Genomic DNA, 14,470 nt, shown 5'->3' with positions numbered 1-14,470 from the left:
GCGCCAGCTTTTGCCGCCGGACGGGCCGGTCTTAACGCTCCGAGGTTTGGGGGGAGACCCACCAGTCAGGATGGGCGGCCGCCACCGCAATCGCCGCCACCTCGGCCTCGGCTTGCGTTTCGAAGAGGCCGAAGACGGTCGCCCCGGAGCCGGACATACGGGTGAGCACAGCGCCTGTCGCCTCGACCGCTCGCATCGCCTCGCCGATCGACGGCTCGATCCTGGCGGCCGGGGCTTGCAGGTCGTTGCGTGTCTTGGCGAGCCAGGCGCAAAAGGCGGGAAAATCGCCGAAGCCGCCAGCCGGCAAGGCGGGGAGCGGAGGATTGTCTCGGTTTTCCAGCGCCTGAAAAACGGACGGCGTCGCGACCGGTTTGCCGGGATTGACGAGAAGGAGGCCGAAACCGGGGAGCGATCCGACCGCTTCGAGCTTTTCACCGATTCCGCTCATAATTGCAGGGGCACCGAAGAGGCAGACCGGAACGTCCGCGCCGAGAGAGGCCGAGGCCTCTGTCAGCCGGTCGCCAAGGCGAGGGCAGGCGGCCGTCAAATGGCGCAAGATCGCGCCCGCATCCGCCGAGCCGCCGCCGATGCCGGCGCCATGGGGGAGATGCTTTTCGAGCCGTACCGAGAGCGGTGGGATCGTTTCGCCATCCCTTTCCGCCAGGTCCCGCGCGAGCGCGATCGCCCTCAGAACGATATTCTCCCGCCCCGTCGGCACACCGGCAGCGAAGGGGCCCCCGACGCTCAGACTGTCCGCGCTTCCCGGCGGCGCGATTGCGATATCAAGGCGATCCGCTGCTCGCGGTTGGAAGACAACGAGGCTTTCGAGCTCGTGATAGCCGTCGGCGCGCCGACCGACGACATGTAAAGCGAGATTGACCTTGGCGGGGGCGTTCAGTCCGCCGCAGGCAAGAGATTGCATCGAAAAGCCCGTCAGCGAGTCTCGGACTTGCCCGACCCGGGAGCGGCTTCCGCCTCCGCCGCCGTCGTCGAGCCGCCGCCTTCGGACTTGGCCTCGCCGGTCCGCTCCGTGGCATCAGGGCCGACATTGCCGCCCTCGTCGTCGACGGCGTTCAGACCGCCTTCGAGCTTGGCCTTGATCTTCTCGACCTGCTCGGCATCCGGCTCCGGATCGCCCTTCAGCGCCCGCTCCCATTGGAAGCGCGCTTCGCGCTCGCGGCCCACATGCCAATAGGCGTCGCCCAGATGGTCGTTGATGGTCGGGTCGATCGGCGTGATCAGCACCGCCCGCTCGAGTTCCTCGACCGCGTCCTCGTAGCGGCCAAGACGATAATAAGCCCAGCCAAGGGAGTCGATGATGTAGCCGTCATTGGGCCGAAGCTCGACGGCCTTGCGGATCATTTCGAGGCCTTCCTCGAGATTGCGACCCATATCGACCCAGGAATAGCCCAGATAGTTGAGCACCTGCGGTTGGTCGGGCGAAAGCTCCAGGGCCTTCTTGAAGTCCGCTTCCGCCTGGTCCCATTCGCCCTGGCGCTCATAGGCGATACCGCGCTGATAGAAGAGGTTCCAGTCGCGGTCGTCGATGGGTTCGGCCAGCGCGATCGCCTTGTCGAGAGCCTTCACCACGCCGGCAAAGTCCTTGTCGGCGGCGAGGACGTCGGCAAGCGCCGTATGGGCCTGGATATCGTCGGGATAGGCTTCGACTGCGCGCTTCAGATGCTGCTTGGCCTCGTCCTTGCGCTCGGCATACCAATAGTCGAGACCGATCTGGAGATCGGCGGTGCGGCGATAGGCCGAATCTTCGGGGATCGCGCGGTAATAGGCGATCGCCTGATCGAATTGCTCCGTGCGCTCGGCAATGCCAGCCAGCGCCGTCAGAAGGGCCGGGTTGCGCGGAGCGAGAGTCCGGGCAAGCTGGAAATAGAGAAGCGCCACATCCTGGCCGTCGCCGCGATTGATGGTCTGGCCGAGCACATAGAGCGCTTCGGCCGCACCCTCCTTCACACCCGAAACGGCCGGTTCGATGGTCTCGCCACTTTCGATCCGGCTCTTGAGCTGAAGAAGCGGGTCATAGGAGGAGGCGAGTTCGAGCCCTTTGTCGAGAGCGGCGAGTGCGGCCTCCTTATCGCCTGCGCGAGCTTCGAGCCGGGCCAGGGCGTCGACCCCGCCGAGATAGGCGTCCGGCGAGGTGCGAGCGAGATCGGTCCGATCAACGAGGGTCCGCAGCGTCCCGCGCGCAACCTCGTCGCGGCCGGCCACCAAGGCCTGAAGGCCCTTTTGATACAGGTTGAAGGTCTCGTACCAAGGCACCTGATCGAGCGCGTCGATCCGCGCGAGGGCCGCATCGACACGGCCGGCGCCGATCTCGGCCCAGGCGGTCATTTCGCCGAGAAGAAGCGCGTCGAGATCGGAGGGGTCGACGATATCGAATTCCTCGATCGCCGCGTCCCAAAGCCCCTTATTGAGCGAGTCAATGCCCAGTGTGATGCGTGCGATCTTGCCGCTGGTCGGGCTGTCCCGAAGCTCGGCGGCGAGATCGGCGGCATCCTGGAACCGGCCGGCTGCGAGATAAGCCAGCATCGCGTCCTGACGCAGGATCTCGGACTCGCGATCGAGCCGCAGCGCCTGGTCGTAGAAACGGGCGGCGCTTTCCAATTCGCCGGTCTGCTGGGCCTGTTTGGCGGCGAGATAGGCCCCGGACAGCGATTGCGCGACGACCGGCGGAATGCCCGGCTTGCCAGCATCCACCGGATCGGAGGCGGCGAAGGCGCCAAAGGGCGCCGCAACGACCAGACCGACCATCGCGGACAGGCAGAGACGACGTTTCAGGGACACGGGACTTCCTCTTCTCGGCATGGTGGTCGCCGATCGGCGATAGGCTTTCGTCGCGCGAAGTGACGCTACAAGCGCCCGAAATGCAAGTGATCGCGGACCCTGCATCAAGACCTTGTCGTGATTGGGGCTTTCAAAGCCCTTCGCGTCGGCCCCGCGATTTGTCTCGAATACGGAGCGATTGTTCCGCCTTCAAGCGAAAGGCAGTTAATCGGCTTTGCCCTATCGCCCTCAGTCTTCTTTAGGTCGGACGAGGGTCGACGAGCCGGCCTCTTCAGCGAATGCGGTCGATGCAGAATTCCACGACATCGAGAAGGGCTTCGCGGACAGGCGAGGGCGCCAGCGTCTCGGCTGCGCCATAGGCTTCGGCTCCAAATGCCCGGGCGCGGTCCGTGGTCGCAGCGAGCGCGCCGTGGCGGTGAAGCAGCTTCGTCGCCTCGGCGAGCGCGTCGTCGTCGTTGCGACCCTCTTCCATCGCCGCGCGCCAGAACGCCTTCTCGGCCTCGTCGCCCTTTGCGTAAGCCAGAATGACGGGCAGGGTGATCTTGCCCTCGCGAAAGTCGTCGCCGGTGTTCTTGCCGAGATCGGCCGCCACGCCCCCATAGTCGAGAACGTCGTCGACGAGCTGGAACGCGATCCCGAGCGAGCGGCCATAGCGGCGCATCGCTTCGCGTTCGGCCTCGCCGGCGCCCGCGATCACCGGCCCGACTTCGGCGGCGGCCGAAAAGAGGGCCGCGGTCTTGGCATCGACCACGGCGAGATAATCGGCCTCGCTGGTGGTCATCTTCTTGGCGGCGGCGAGCTGCCAGACCTCGCCCTCGGCGATCACGGCGGAGGCGTCTGAGAGGATGCCGAGCGCGGTCATCGAGCCGACCTCGACCATCATCTTGAAGGCCTGGCCCAAGAGATAGTCACCGACGAGGACGCTCGCCTGATTGCCCCAGATCGTGCGCGCCGTGCTCTTGCCCCGGCGCAGATCGCTCTCATCCACCACGTCGTCATGGAGAAGCGTCGCCGTGTGCATGAATTCGACGCAGGCCGCGAGCTTTACATGACCGTCTCCCGCCTCATAGCCATGGGCGAGGGCCGATGCGATGGTCAGCATCGGACGCAGCCGCTTGCCGCCGGAGGAGATCAGATGATTGGCGATCTCAGGGATGAGATCGACGCGGGACCCTGCCATCGACAGGATGAGATCGTTGACCCGGCCCATGTCGTGCTTGGTGACAGCGAGGATGCCATCGATCGATCCGCGCGTCTCGCTGTGCCGGACTTGGCTCGCCGAACTCACCATGTCACTCCAATTCCCTTCGGCCATCGGCCTCGCCTGATCATTGAGACAGGCCTTGCGATCAGATTCGACCCATTAGGCTAGGGCGACCGGGAGCGGACGCCAGCCATTCGATAGGATGTCCGCGGCGCTCTTGCCTTCCAGCTATGCGATCCGGCACCCTTCAATCATCAAAGTCGGGCCGAACCATTCGGACGGCCGGCCATCTTTGCAAAGGGGCAAAGCACGAAATGCAGGAACTGATGCGGTCCAACGACGCGGTTCTCATATCCTTCGTGGACGCACTTCTCAATGACGCCGGCATACCGCATTTCGTCGCTGATGCGCATATGAGCATTCTCGACGGCTCGATCGGAGCCCTGCCGCGACGTGTGATGGTGGATGGCGACTGGGCCGAGCAGGCCCGCCGCCTCTTGAAGGATGCCGAACTCGGCCATGAGCTCACCGATCCGGCCTGAGGCTTCCATAAGCCCGTTCGACACCCGGATCGACGGATTCTGGCGCGGGCGATTCGCCTTGGTGCAGCCGGTCGGGCAGGGTTACCGCTCGGGGCTCGATGCGCTGCTGCTCGCCTCGACCCTCGCGCCGGATGCCAAGGGGCGCCTCGCCGATCTCGGCGCCGGGGCCGGTGCGGTCGGCTTTGCCTGTGCGGCGCGTGCCCCTCGGCTTGACGTCGTTTGCGTCGAGAAGATGCCGGAAATGGTTGGCCTTCTCGCTCAAGGGCTAGCGCTTACGGAGAATGAGAGCTTCGCCGATCGGGTCTCCTCGATCGAGGCCGACCTCCTGGCGCCAAGGCGGGTCCTTGAGGAAGCGGGGCTTCATGTGGGTGTTTTCGATCACGTTCTGACCAATCCGCCCTTCTATCCCGCCGGCCATCGCATCTCGCCCGATCCTCTGCGAGCGGCCGCGCTGAATGCCTTGGGGGAGGATTTCCTGTCGCATTGGATGCGCTCGTCTCTCGCGCTTTTGAAGGATAGTGGGCGTTTTTCGGCAATTCTGCCGCCCGAGGCGCTTGGAGAATGCCTTCCCGTCTATGAAACGCGTCTCGGCGCGATCGCCATCACGCCCATTCATGCAAGAGAGGGTGAGGCCGCGATCCGCATCCTGATCACCGGGCGAAAGGCATCGCGTGCCCCGCTCGCCATCCTGCCGGGATGCATCCTTCATAAGACCGGCGGCACGCCGAGCGAATTCTTGAGAAGCGTCTCGGAGGGAGAGGCGCTTTTCGGTTGGCGCTGACGCCGACGTCGGTGGCGGAGCCAGGCTGATCGAGCGACAGGCCAGCAACACCCTCCAAACCTGCCGGCATCCGTCGCTGGAGGCGCCCGCCCGTCATTCGGCCGCTGCAGGGGTGCCGGACCCGGCAGCCTTGTATTTCTTGATCTCGCCCGATTTCAGTCGCGACCAGTACGAGTTGAGTTCTGCCTTGACGATCGGCATCAGCACATAGAGGCCGGCGATGTTCACGACCGCCATTGCGAAAATCGCCGCGTCGGAGAAGTCGATGACCGGCCCGAGGCTCGCCGCCGCGCCGACGATGACGAAGAGGCAGAAAATCACCTTATAGGTTATTTCCTTGTTCTTTCCTTCGCCGACGAGGAAGGTCCACGCCTTCAGCCCGTAATAGGACCAGGACAGCATCGTGGAAAAGGCGAAGAGGATGACCGCCAGCGCGAGTACATAAGGGAACCAGCTGATCGACTGGCCAAAGGCGAGCGAGGTCAGTTCCACACCCGAAGCCCCGCCTTCCGTAACGATGGCGCCGCCTTCGACCAGATAGAGGCCCGTCTCGGGATCGACCTGCAGGACCCCCGTGATGATGATGACGAGGGCGGTCATAGTGCAGATCACGACCGTGTCGATAAAGGGCTCGAGAAGCGAGACGAAGCCTTCGGTGACCGGTTCCTTGGTGCGCACCGCGGAGTGAGCGATCGCGGCCGATCCGACCCCGGCCTCGTTGGAAAAGGCCGCGCGCTTGAAGCCTTGGATGAGGGCGCCGACGAAGCCGCCGGCAACGCCGAGCCCGGTAAAGGCACCGGCGAAGATCTGGCCGAAGGCCCAGCCGATCATGTCGTAATTGGCGATGAGAATGATGAGGGCGGCACCGACATAAAGGACGCCCATGAAGGGGACGACCTTCTCGGTCACGCGGGCAATCGATTTGATGCCACCGACGATCACGGCAAAGACGATGCCGGCAAAGATCACGCCGGTGATCCAGCCTGGAAAATCGCCGAAGATGTTGGCGAGCTGGGCGTGGGCCTGGTTCGCCTGAAACATGTTGCCGCCACCGAGCGAGCCGAGAATGCAGAAGATCGCGAAGAGGACTGCGAGAAACTGGCCGCCTTTCTTCCCTCGCACCTCGAAGCCCTTGGTGAGATAGTACATCGGCCCACCGGAGACCGAACCATCGGGATATTCGTTTCGATATTTGACGCCGAGTGTGCATTCGGTGAATTTCGACGCCATGCCCATCAGGCCGGCCAAGATCATCCAGAAGGTCGCGCCGGGCCCGCCAATGCCGATCGCGACCGCAACGCCCGCGATGTTGCCGAGACCGACCGTGCCGGACAGCGCCGTCGCCAGCGCCTGGAAATGGCTGACCTCACCGGCGTCGTTCGGGTCCGAATAATCTCCCTTCACCAATTCGATCGCATGTTTGAAGCCGCGAAACTGGATGAAGCCGAAATAGATTGTGAAAATCGTTGCGCCGGCGACCAGCCAAAGCACGATCCAGGGAAAGCTCGTGCCGGGGATCGGCGCGAAGATGAGACTGACGAACCAGCCCGTCGACAGGCCGAAAATGTTGTTGACGACGGCGTCGATACCCGAGGGCGCCGGCTCGGCCTCCTGGGCAAGAGCGAAGGCCGTGGTGCCGGCCAAGGAGACGAGAGCCCAAAGGCCGAGGAGGGACAGTCTTTTCATCGGATTTCGATCCTTACGAAACGACGGTGACCGGAACACTGGCCGACGAGACCAGCTTGATGGCGACGGTGCCAAAGACGCGGGAGGCAAAGCCGCTCTCGGACCCGCGCGCCACGACAATCTGTTCGGCGCGATGTTCGAGGGCGACGGCGTTCAGGATTTCGGCGGCGTCGCCATGGCGAACGCGGCAATCGGCATCGAGCCCTTCCGATTTCAGCGCGGAGAGCAGAGGTTCGATGACCCGCATTTTGGCGATCTCGATCTCTTCCTCGCGGCGCTTGTGCCGCATCGCATTCTCTTCGGCCGACTGGAATTTATAGGGAGACCATTCGATCACGTAGACGAGCAGCAAAGTGCAGTCGCCGATCAGGCGCGAGAGGCGCTTGCCATGGGCAAGGGCGCGTTCGCCCGCCTTGCTGCCGTCGATCCCGATAATCAGTGTCGTGGACAAGGCCGTCTCCCTCAAAAGCTAAGATGCGGGCGCGCCAGAGCCGGGCCGGCGGATTGCCAATCACGGGACCAGAATTGTCATGAGGCGATGCGTATAACGCGTGATCTTCACCGGCCTCTCAAAGTTTAGCATCAGACAATCCGGCCCGGCTCCATGATGAGAGCCGGATTCCTGACTGCATTTCTGATCTCCAAAGCGCGGAAGCGTCGATGGATGCCACCGGCTTTCGGGTCCGACCTCTATACGTGACTCGTAGAGAGGCGCCACAACACTGTCATATATTGCTGCCCGAAAAACCGTCAGGTCAAGTCGTATGACCGCATCGAAGGCAGATTCATGAAATTTTCTTCTGGCGGTATCAGAAAAATCGATGGGATGGCCGTCGGCGTATGGCCGGCTTGAGCGCTGTAGCGACGCCGATCGCAGGCACTGTCCCTTGCTCCTCGAGACTGCGCAACGCCGATCATTCATCCGTCATGAGGCTTTGCGAAAGCCGGGTGTCTCCATACATGACGGGCCGGAGCAGCACTGCTTTCGAAAAAAGCCTGATACAAGCATCGAGACGAGGGCCGCCTTGGCAAATCCCCTGAAGAGGTTCGTTCCCAAGCGTTTTCGCAAGTCGGAGACGCAGATTCCGGTCGTTCGGTTGTCGGGGGCAATTATGGCCTCCTCGACGCTCGGCCGGCAGAACCTGTCCCTCGCCAGCGCTGCGCCGATGCTGGAAAAGGCCTTCTCCATGAAGGAGGCCCCGGCTGTTGCGATCTCTGTCAATTCGCCGGGCGGCTCGCCGGTCCAGTCGCGCCTGATCTATAAGCGCATTCGCGATCTGGCGAATGAGAAGAAGAAGCGTGTGCTGATCTTCGTTGAGGATGTCGCGGCGTCCGGCGGTTATATGATCGCTTGCGCCGGGGACGAGATCATCGCCGATCCATCCTCCATCGTCGGCTCGATCGGCGTGGTCTCGGGGTCCTTCGGTTTCGTAGGCCTTATCGAAAAGCTCGGCATCGAGCGACGGGTCCATACGGCCGGGCGCAACAAGGTGACGCTCGATCCTTTTCAGCCGGAGCGGCAGGAAGATGTCGAGCGGCTGAAGGCGCTTCAGTTGGAGGTGCATCAGACCTTTATCGACCTCGTCAAAGGCGCGCGGGGCGACAAGCTCGCGGCCGACGACGATCTCTTCACCGGCCTCTTCTGGTCGGGTGTCCGGGGTAAGGAACTCGGTCTCGTCGACAGTCTCGGCGATCTGCGCGGGACGCTGCGCGAGCGTTATGGCGAGAAGGTCAAGCCGGTTCTGGTCACGCCGAAGACAGGCCTCTTCGGCCGCGCCAAGCCAGGCATCGCCTCGCATCTGGGTGACATGCTGTCCGGCGATGCGGCCTCGCCCTTCGCTTCGGCGCTCGTGCGTGAGACCCTATCTCTGGCCGAGGAGCGGGCGCTCTGGGCTCGCTACGGACTATGAGCGCCGACCGGCTCGATCCCGAGGCCGTGAAGGCGAAGGCGAAGAGCGCACATTGCGGCGCGGGCGGCCGAAGCGCATAGTGGCTGAAGACCAATGGACGCCGTGATCGACATCATGCCGCAGTTTTTTCTTCTCAGCCTCGTCGGGGCCGCCGCGCTTTATGGCTATAAGCAGATGAAGCGAGAGGCCGAAAAGGTGGCCGAGCGCAACCGGCGCTCGGAAGCGGAAATGCGCACCGGCGCGAACGGGACGCTCGTCAGAGGCTCGGATGGGGTCTATCGCTTGAAACAGGACTGACGGCTCTCCGCGCCTTTTCAAAAAGGCTGCGCGAGGACGCGGATCGGGTACGAGCACAACGTCTCGGCTTGACTGCTCTCAGCCCGCATGAGACTCGGCGCTCGACCTTCGCAACCCTTCGACAGGCCGCCGCTCAATGACCGACCTTGCGCCCCATATGGACCCGCGCCGTTCCTTTCAGGCGCTGATTCTCACTCTCCATCGCTATTGGGCCGATTATGGCTGCGTCGTGCTCCAGCCCTATGACATGGAAGTGGGGGCCGGCACCTTCCATCCGGCGACGACCCTCAGAGCCCTCGGGCCAAAACCCTGGAACGCGGCCTATGTGCAGCCATCTCGGCGGCCAAAGGACGGGCGCTATGGCGAGAACCCCAACCGGCTGCAGCATTATTACCAATATCAGGTCATTCTGAAGCCGAATCCCTCCAATCTTCAGGAGCTCTATCTCGGCTCCCTAAAGGCGATCGGCATCGATACCGCGCTTCACGACATCCGCTTCGTCGAGGACGACTGGGAAAGCCCGACGCTCGGCGCCTGGGGTCTTGGCTGGGAATGCTGGTGCGACGGGATGGAAGTGTCCCAATTCACCTATTTCCAGCAGGTCTGTGGCATCGAATGCGCGCCGGTCGCCGGCGAGCTGACCTATGGCCTCGAGCGCTTGGCCATGTATGTGCAGAATGTCGACAACGTCTATGACCTCAATTTCAATGGCCGCGAAGGCGCCGAGAAGGTCACCTATGGCGACGTCTTCTTGCAGGCCGAGCAGGAATATTCCCGCTACAATTTCGAATTCGCCGACACCGAGATCCTGCATCGCCATTTCGACGAGGCCGAAAAGCAGAGCGCCGCGATTCTGAAGGCCGGCGCGCCGGCGGGCGAGAGCGCCCTGCACAGATGCGTGCTGCCGGCCTATGACCAGTGCATCAAGGCGTCCCATGCCTTCAATCTCCTCGATGCGCGGGGCGTTATCTCGGTGACGGAACGCCAGAGCTACATTCTGCGAGTCCGCAATCTCGCCAAGGCTTGCGGCGAGGCCTTCCTCTTGACCGAGGCCGGCGGCGCGACCGCTTGACGAGCGTGCGTCTCGAAGTCGGCTCCCAGACGGCTGTGTAGCCGCGCTCGCGGGACGGGCCGCCATCGCTGCCATCATTTCCATGGGCTAGCCATTGATCTTTGAACGCCCGGGCGGATTGGTCGGCCCGGGCGTTCTTGTTCCGCGGAGCGCTTCTTACCCGTTACCAGGCAAGCTCGAGATGGGGGCGACCATCCGACGTGGTCTCGACGGTGCGTCCCGTCCGGTCGAGCGTCGCACTGACCCGGCGACGAAAGGCGGAGAAGCTCTCGAAGCGCACGACATCGACCGCATCGTCGAAGAGGATCCTCACCTTGATTCGGCTGGGATCGGCCTGAAGCGCGCCAGCGGACAGAATTCGCCCGGCAAATGCCTGACCGAGATAGGTTCCGGCAACCCGCGAACCCGGCATCAGTGGCGCCAAAGGCGGTCGATTGCCGATCGCGGCGTGGAGCGTGTTCCAGTCTCGGTAGCCATATTGACGGGCGACGATCTCCAGCGCGTGGGAATAGGAGACCGGGACGACCTCCTCCCGCAGGACCCCTCGCAGGCGTCTTGCCTGATCCTTCAGGCTATCGAGAGAGGGCAGGGGCATCGGCGCCGGCCGCAAGGGATCGGATCGCTGCGAGACGGAGCGTTGAGATAATGACATGGCGAACAGCCTTTCCGGCATCCGCATAAGGCCGTGAAGATGTGGGTGTCCGCATTGCCACCGGCCCGGGATGCCACGAAGAGCATGGGTTCGGCTTGTCGTTCCGGGCGATTCACCGTGATCCTTGCCGGATCCGCGGACGGCAGGGCGCCCAGGCCCTTCAACGCGCAGAATAGCTGCAGGTGCGTTCACCGGCAATCGAATTTGCACGGCTCGTGGATTGAAGGCGTCGGCCAAAGGCAGCAACCGCAACATCGCACGCACGGAACTATGCTCGTAGAGCCAAGAGGCACGCGCTAGGACGTTCCATCGACCGAGCGGAGGGCGCCCTCGCACTTTTCGGCTGCGGCCTATGCGATCAGCTGGACCACGCCGAATCACGCCAACCGGCCTCTCCACCGTGCCGAAGGCTCGAGAAACCTTGGGCATGGTTTAAGATTGCTTATTCCTTTTCGTCCAGGTTCAGGCAAGCCATGCCGAAGGGCCCGCGGCAGGCGATTGTCGGCAAAACCTTTGCAGCTCGGCGGTTCCCGAAAAAGTGACATCGGGGCAACAGGGGTGTGACCGACCTGCCGGTTTGGGGGCAGTGTGGCATTTCGGTAATTGCGCCACGGAGCACGACGGCTATTGTCGCCATCAGAAAGACCGCGGGGACAAATCGCCGGCTTTCGCTAGAGAGGGGATGGGGCAGGACGGCTGTCCTTCGCAATAAGGCGCCCAGCCCCAACACATGATTGACTGGAGGTCAGGACATGAACATCAAGAGCCTTCTTCTCGGCTCCGCGGCAGCTCTCGTCGCAGTCACCGGCGCCCGCGCTGCGGACGTCATCGTTCCGGTTGAGGAGCCCGTCGAATACGTTCGCGTCTGCGACGTCTACGGCACCGGCTTCTACTACATCCCGGGCACCGAAACCTGCCTGAAGATCGGCGGCTACGTCCGCTTCAAGTACATCGTCAACGGCCCGCTCCAGGACGACAACGGCGCTGACTTCCTGTCGAACAAGGAAGGCGACGACTACCGCGCTTACAGCCGCGTCCGCGTTCGCTTGAACTTCGACGCTCGCGAAGAGACCGAGCTCGGCACCCTGCGCGCCGTTGCTCGCGTTCAGGCCGAGAACAACGCCTATAGCGCGCCGAACACTGACGCTGCCTATGCGATGGACCTGGGCTACATCCAGCTCGGTGGCCTCACCATGGGTTACCTCGACACGCTGTGGACGGACGGCGACGGCCTCCTGACCGACACCGACCTCGCCGTTGGTGACTTCCAGGTGAACCGCGTTTCCTACACCTATGCGGCGAACGGCTTCACTGCCGCTCTCTCGCTCGAAGACGATGGCACGGGCGATTTCGCTCCGGACGTCGTCGGCCGCCTCGCCTATGAGGGCGGTTGGGGTTCTGTCTACCTCGCCGGTTCCTACGACGAGCGCGTTGACGCCTTCACCTTCGCTTCGACCACGGGCTTCGGCATCGACGGCGACAGCGATGGCGCCTTCGCTCTGAAGGGCGCTCTGTCGCTCAAGGATCTGGTCGCCACCGACTCCGAGCTGAAGTTCGAAGGTTCTTACGCTTTCGATCCGTCGCTCTACTCCTCGATCGGCATCTTCAACAACGGTGTCTACCCAACTCGTATCTCGACTGCGGCTGACAACATCGCTGTTGAGTGGCAGGCTGGTGCTGGCTACGCCCAGAGCTTCGGTAAGCTGGCTGTTGGTCTTTCGGGTGCGTATGGTGAGACGTTCGACTTCCGTGACTACGACACGCTGAACGCTCGCTTCTTCGACGCCGGCAAGGCCGACTACTACAAGCTCGTCGCAAACGTCGGCTACGAGATCACCAACAACTTCGACATGCTGGCCGAAATCTCTTACGCTGATTTCGACTTCGACGGCGGCAACGGCGCCTTCGACAACAGCCTGGACCAGACGTCTGGCTTCATCCAGTTCGTCCGCTCCTTCTAATCATTCGACCTAAAAATCGAATGGAAAGGGCTCGGCTTCGGCCGGGCCCTTTTTCGTTTGAAGGCACTGAGGTGGGGTTCGACCCGAGCTCTTCCGCATGACCCACGACAGTCTTTTCGAACCGCGTGTATCGAACGCTCGACAATTGAGAAACAGGCGCTCGCATTCATCGCGTTCGTCATGCTCGGGCTCCGTGACGAGCATCCGGTGGGCCGATGGAGCCGCTCCTTTTTCGGACGTTTCTGGATTCTCGGCCCGGCGCCCGAGAAGGACGACGCGTCGAAGGGATCGGCCTTTTGATCAAGTCACGCCCTGCGATCGAGCGCCGTGTCGTGCACAATGGCCGTTCCTCGTCCCCTTCCCAAGCCTTGTCGCATCGATAACTTCGCTTCACCGCTTGCCGATTGGCCGTGTCTGACCCAATCTTGTTCTTGAGACGATTTGCTGGGTCCGAGGGACGAGGCTGACCGATGATTGCTCGTTTTCTGATGCTCATGGTCGGTGTGTTCGGGCTTCGAGCCCTGACCAAACGCCAGCCGAGTGAAGGGGCCGGACCGTCCGAGGCCGTTCCCGAGCGCGATCACGGGAGAAGTTCGATGACGACGTCCAATGGCGGGCCGGAAAAGCGCGACGCGCAACGAATCGGCTCCACACCCGCAGCCAATGACTGGGATCCGGGTCCCGTCGCCGACGCCAAGCTTATCAAGGGCTTCAAGGGCACCCCGGTCGAAGCGGATGATGCCGACGATCCGCTCGTGTCCAAGCACAAGGCTGATGCCTATCGAAAGGATTTTCGGACGGTCGACTATAAGGGCCTGTCGAAGTCGGAAGCCGAACGGGAGGCCGAACGACGCCGGAAGCGAGCCTCGTATTCGACTTGGACTGCGCCGGAAGAAGCGCCGAAGGGTGAGGCGCCCGCGGCGGAGGCCAAATTTGCCAATTTCGGCGGAAGTACCGTCTCCGCCGAGGTCCAGCATGGGCCGGAGCCCAAACTGTCCGCGCCCAGCATGATGCCGCATCTGCCGGGCGTTGCGCCGCTCGGTGCGCCAGACCCGCGCGGTCGCACGCCGGACGAATCGCGCAGGAGCCATATGCCGGCGGACCCGCTCGCCGAAAAGCATAAGGCGGAAGCCTTCGACAAGGATTGGCGGACCCATCGCTACGGCCGCGGGGACGACGACGACGAGGACGAGGCCGTTTCGGCCGAGGAGTCGAGCGCCGACGCGCCGATCCTGCGCGATCCGAACCAGGCGGAGGAGACACTGGAGGATGTCGCCCTTTCGGGCGGTACCCCGATCGGCCAAGAGCCCTTGCGCTTGGATAGCGCGCGCTATGGTCAGCCGGACGAGCTGACCCGGATCGAAGGGATCGGTGCGTCCATGGAGCGCCTTCTGTTCGAAATGGGTATCTTTCATTTCGATCAGATCGCCGGCTGGACCGAGGACGAAATCCGCTGGGTCGAGGCAAAGCTTGCCGTGGAACCCGGCACCATTTCCCGGGGGGCTTGGCCTGGCCGGGCGATGGCGCTCACCCAGGGGGCGGATTGATCAAGCCTGCGAGCAAGGG

13 protein-coding genes are annotated in these 14,470 nt (G+C 63.1%); 7 read left to right on the top strand and 6 right to left on the bottom strand.

The features are described 5' to 3' along the window. Positions 1-31 precede the first annotated feature (31 nt). From B9A15_RS14865 to B9A15_RS14855, 3 genes are all read right to left on the bottom strand, one after another. Positions 32-922: a 4-(cytidine 5'-diphospho)-2-C-methyl-D-erythritol kinase gene (locus B9A15_RS14865; protein WP_084411134.1), complete on the bottom strand. Its 891-nt coding sequence runs from the start codon at positions 920-922 to the stop codon at positions 32-34. Between the two features lie 11 nt (positions 923-933). After that, positions 934-2,799, bottom strand: a complete 1,866-nt coding sequence (locus tag B9A15_RS14860; RefSeq protein ID WP_244556969.1) for a tetratricopeptide repeat protein — start codon at positions 2,797-2,799, stop codon at positions 934-936. A 271-nt stretch (positions 2,800-3,070) separates the two neighbouring features. Then, on the bottom strand, positions 3,071-4,090 hold the full coding sequence (locus B9A15_RS14855) for a polyprenyl synthetase family protein (protein ID WP_084411130.1): 1,020 nt from the start codon (positions 4,088-4,090) through the stop codon (positions 3,071-3,073). A 227-nt stretch (positions 4,091-4,317) separates the two neighbouring features. Here B9A15_RS14855 and B9A15_RS14850 point away from each other — a divergent pair, with 227 nt between their 5' ends. Together B9A15_RS14850 and B9A15_RS14845 are read left to right on the top strand one after the other, a co-directional pair. Then, the gene (locus B9A15_RS14850; RefSeq protein ID WP_084411224.1) at positions 4,318-4,545 is read left to right on the top strand and encodes a putative signal transducing protein; all 228 of its coding nucleotides are present in this window, start codon (positions 4,318-4,320) and stop codon (positions 4,543-4,545) included. Further along, the gene (locus B9A15_RS14845) at positions 4,523-5,326 is read left to right on the top strand and encodes a tRNA1(Val) (adenine(37)-N6)-methyltransferase (RefSeq protein ID WP_170923316.1); all 804 of its coding nucleotides are present in this window, start codon (positions 4,523-4,525) and stop codon (positions 5,324-5,326) included. Before B9A15_RS14850 ends, B9A15_RS14845 begins: the two co-directional genes overlap by 23 nt. Before the next feature lie 93 nt (positions 5,327-5,419). On the opposite strand, the gene B9A15_RS14840 is transcribed toward B9A15_RS14845, so the two are convergent. Continuing rightward, positions 5,420-7,012, bottom strand: coding sequence for an alanine/glycine:cation symporter family protein (locus B9A15_RS14840; RefSeq protein WP_084411126.1), 1,593 nt, complete (start codon positions 7,010-7,012; stop codon positions 5,420-5,422). Positions 7,013-7,025: 13 nt separating this feature from the next. Continuing rightward, on the bottom strand, positions 7,026-7,463 hold the full coding sequence (locus B9A15_RS14835; protein WP_084411124.1) for a universal stress protein: 438 nt from the start codon (positions 7,461-7,463) through the stop codon (positions 7,026-7,028). Between the two features lie 574 nt (positions 7,464-8,037). On the opposite strand from B9A15_RS14835, the gene B9A15_RS14830 reads away from it, so the two are divergent. From B9A15_RS14830 to B9A15_RS14820, 3 genes are all read left to right on the top strand, one after another. Continuing rightward, positions 8,038-8,922 (top strand): S49 family peptidase, encoded by an 885-nt coding sequence (locus B9A15_RS14830; RefSeq protein WP_139798406.1) that lies wholly within the window; start codon positions 8,038-8,040, stop codon positions 8,920-8,922. Positions 8,923-9,015: 93 nt separating this feature from the next. Then, positions 9,016-9,219 carry a hypothetical protein gene (locus tag B9A15_RS14825; protein WP_084411120.1) on the top strand — a complete coding sequence of 68 codons (204 nt, stop codon included), beginning with the start codon at positions 9,016-9,018 and terminating at the stop codon, positions 9,217-9,219. A gap of 136 nt (positions 9,220-9,355) precedes the next feature. Continuing rightward, complete coding sequence (locus tag B9A15_RS14820) at positions 9,356-10,291, top strand: glycine--tRNA ligase subunit alpha (protein ID WP_084411118.1); 936 nt, start codon at positions 9,356-9,358, stop codon at positions 10,289-10,291. A gap of 163 nt (positions 10,292-10,454) precedes the next feature. Here B9A15_RS14820 and B9A15_RS14815 read toward each other — a convergent pair whose 3' ends face one another. After that, a complete protein-coding gene (locus B9A15_RS14815) occupies positions 10,455-10,886 on the bottom strand; it encodes a glyoxalase superfamily protein (protein WP_084411222.1) in 432 nt (143 codons plus the stop codon). 809 nt (positions 10,887-11,695) lie between these two features. On the opposite strand from B9A15_RS14815, the gene B9A15_RS14810 reads away from it, so the two are divergent. Together B9A15_RS14810 and B9A15_RS14805 are read left to right on the top strand one after the other, a co-directional pair. Then, positions 11,696-12,904 (top strand): porin, encoded by a 1,209-nt coding sequence (locus B9A15_RS14810; protein WP_084411116.1) that lies wholly within the window; start codon positions 11,696-11,698, stop codon positions 12,902-12,904. A gap of 470 nt (positions 12,905-13,374) precedes the next feature. Next, a complete protein-coding gene (locus B9A15_RS14805) occupies positions 13,375-14,451 on the top strand; it encodes a hypothetical protein (protein ID WP_084411114.1) in 1,077 nt (358 codons plus the stop codon). Positions 14,452-14,470 lie beyond the last annotated feature (19 nt).

Source organism: Fulvimarina manganoxydans, assembly GCF_900176465.1.
Lineage (GTDB): Bacteria > Pseudomonadota > Alphaproteobacteria > Rhizobiales > Rhizobiaceae > Fulvimarina > Fulvimarina manganoxydans.
This window is presented reverse-complemented; position numbering and strand designations above follow the sequence as displayed.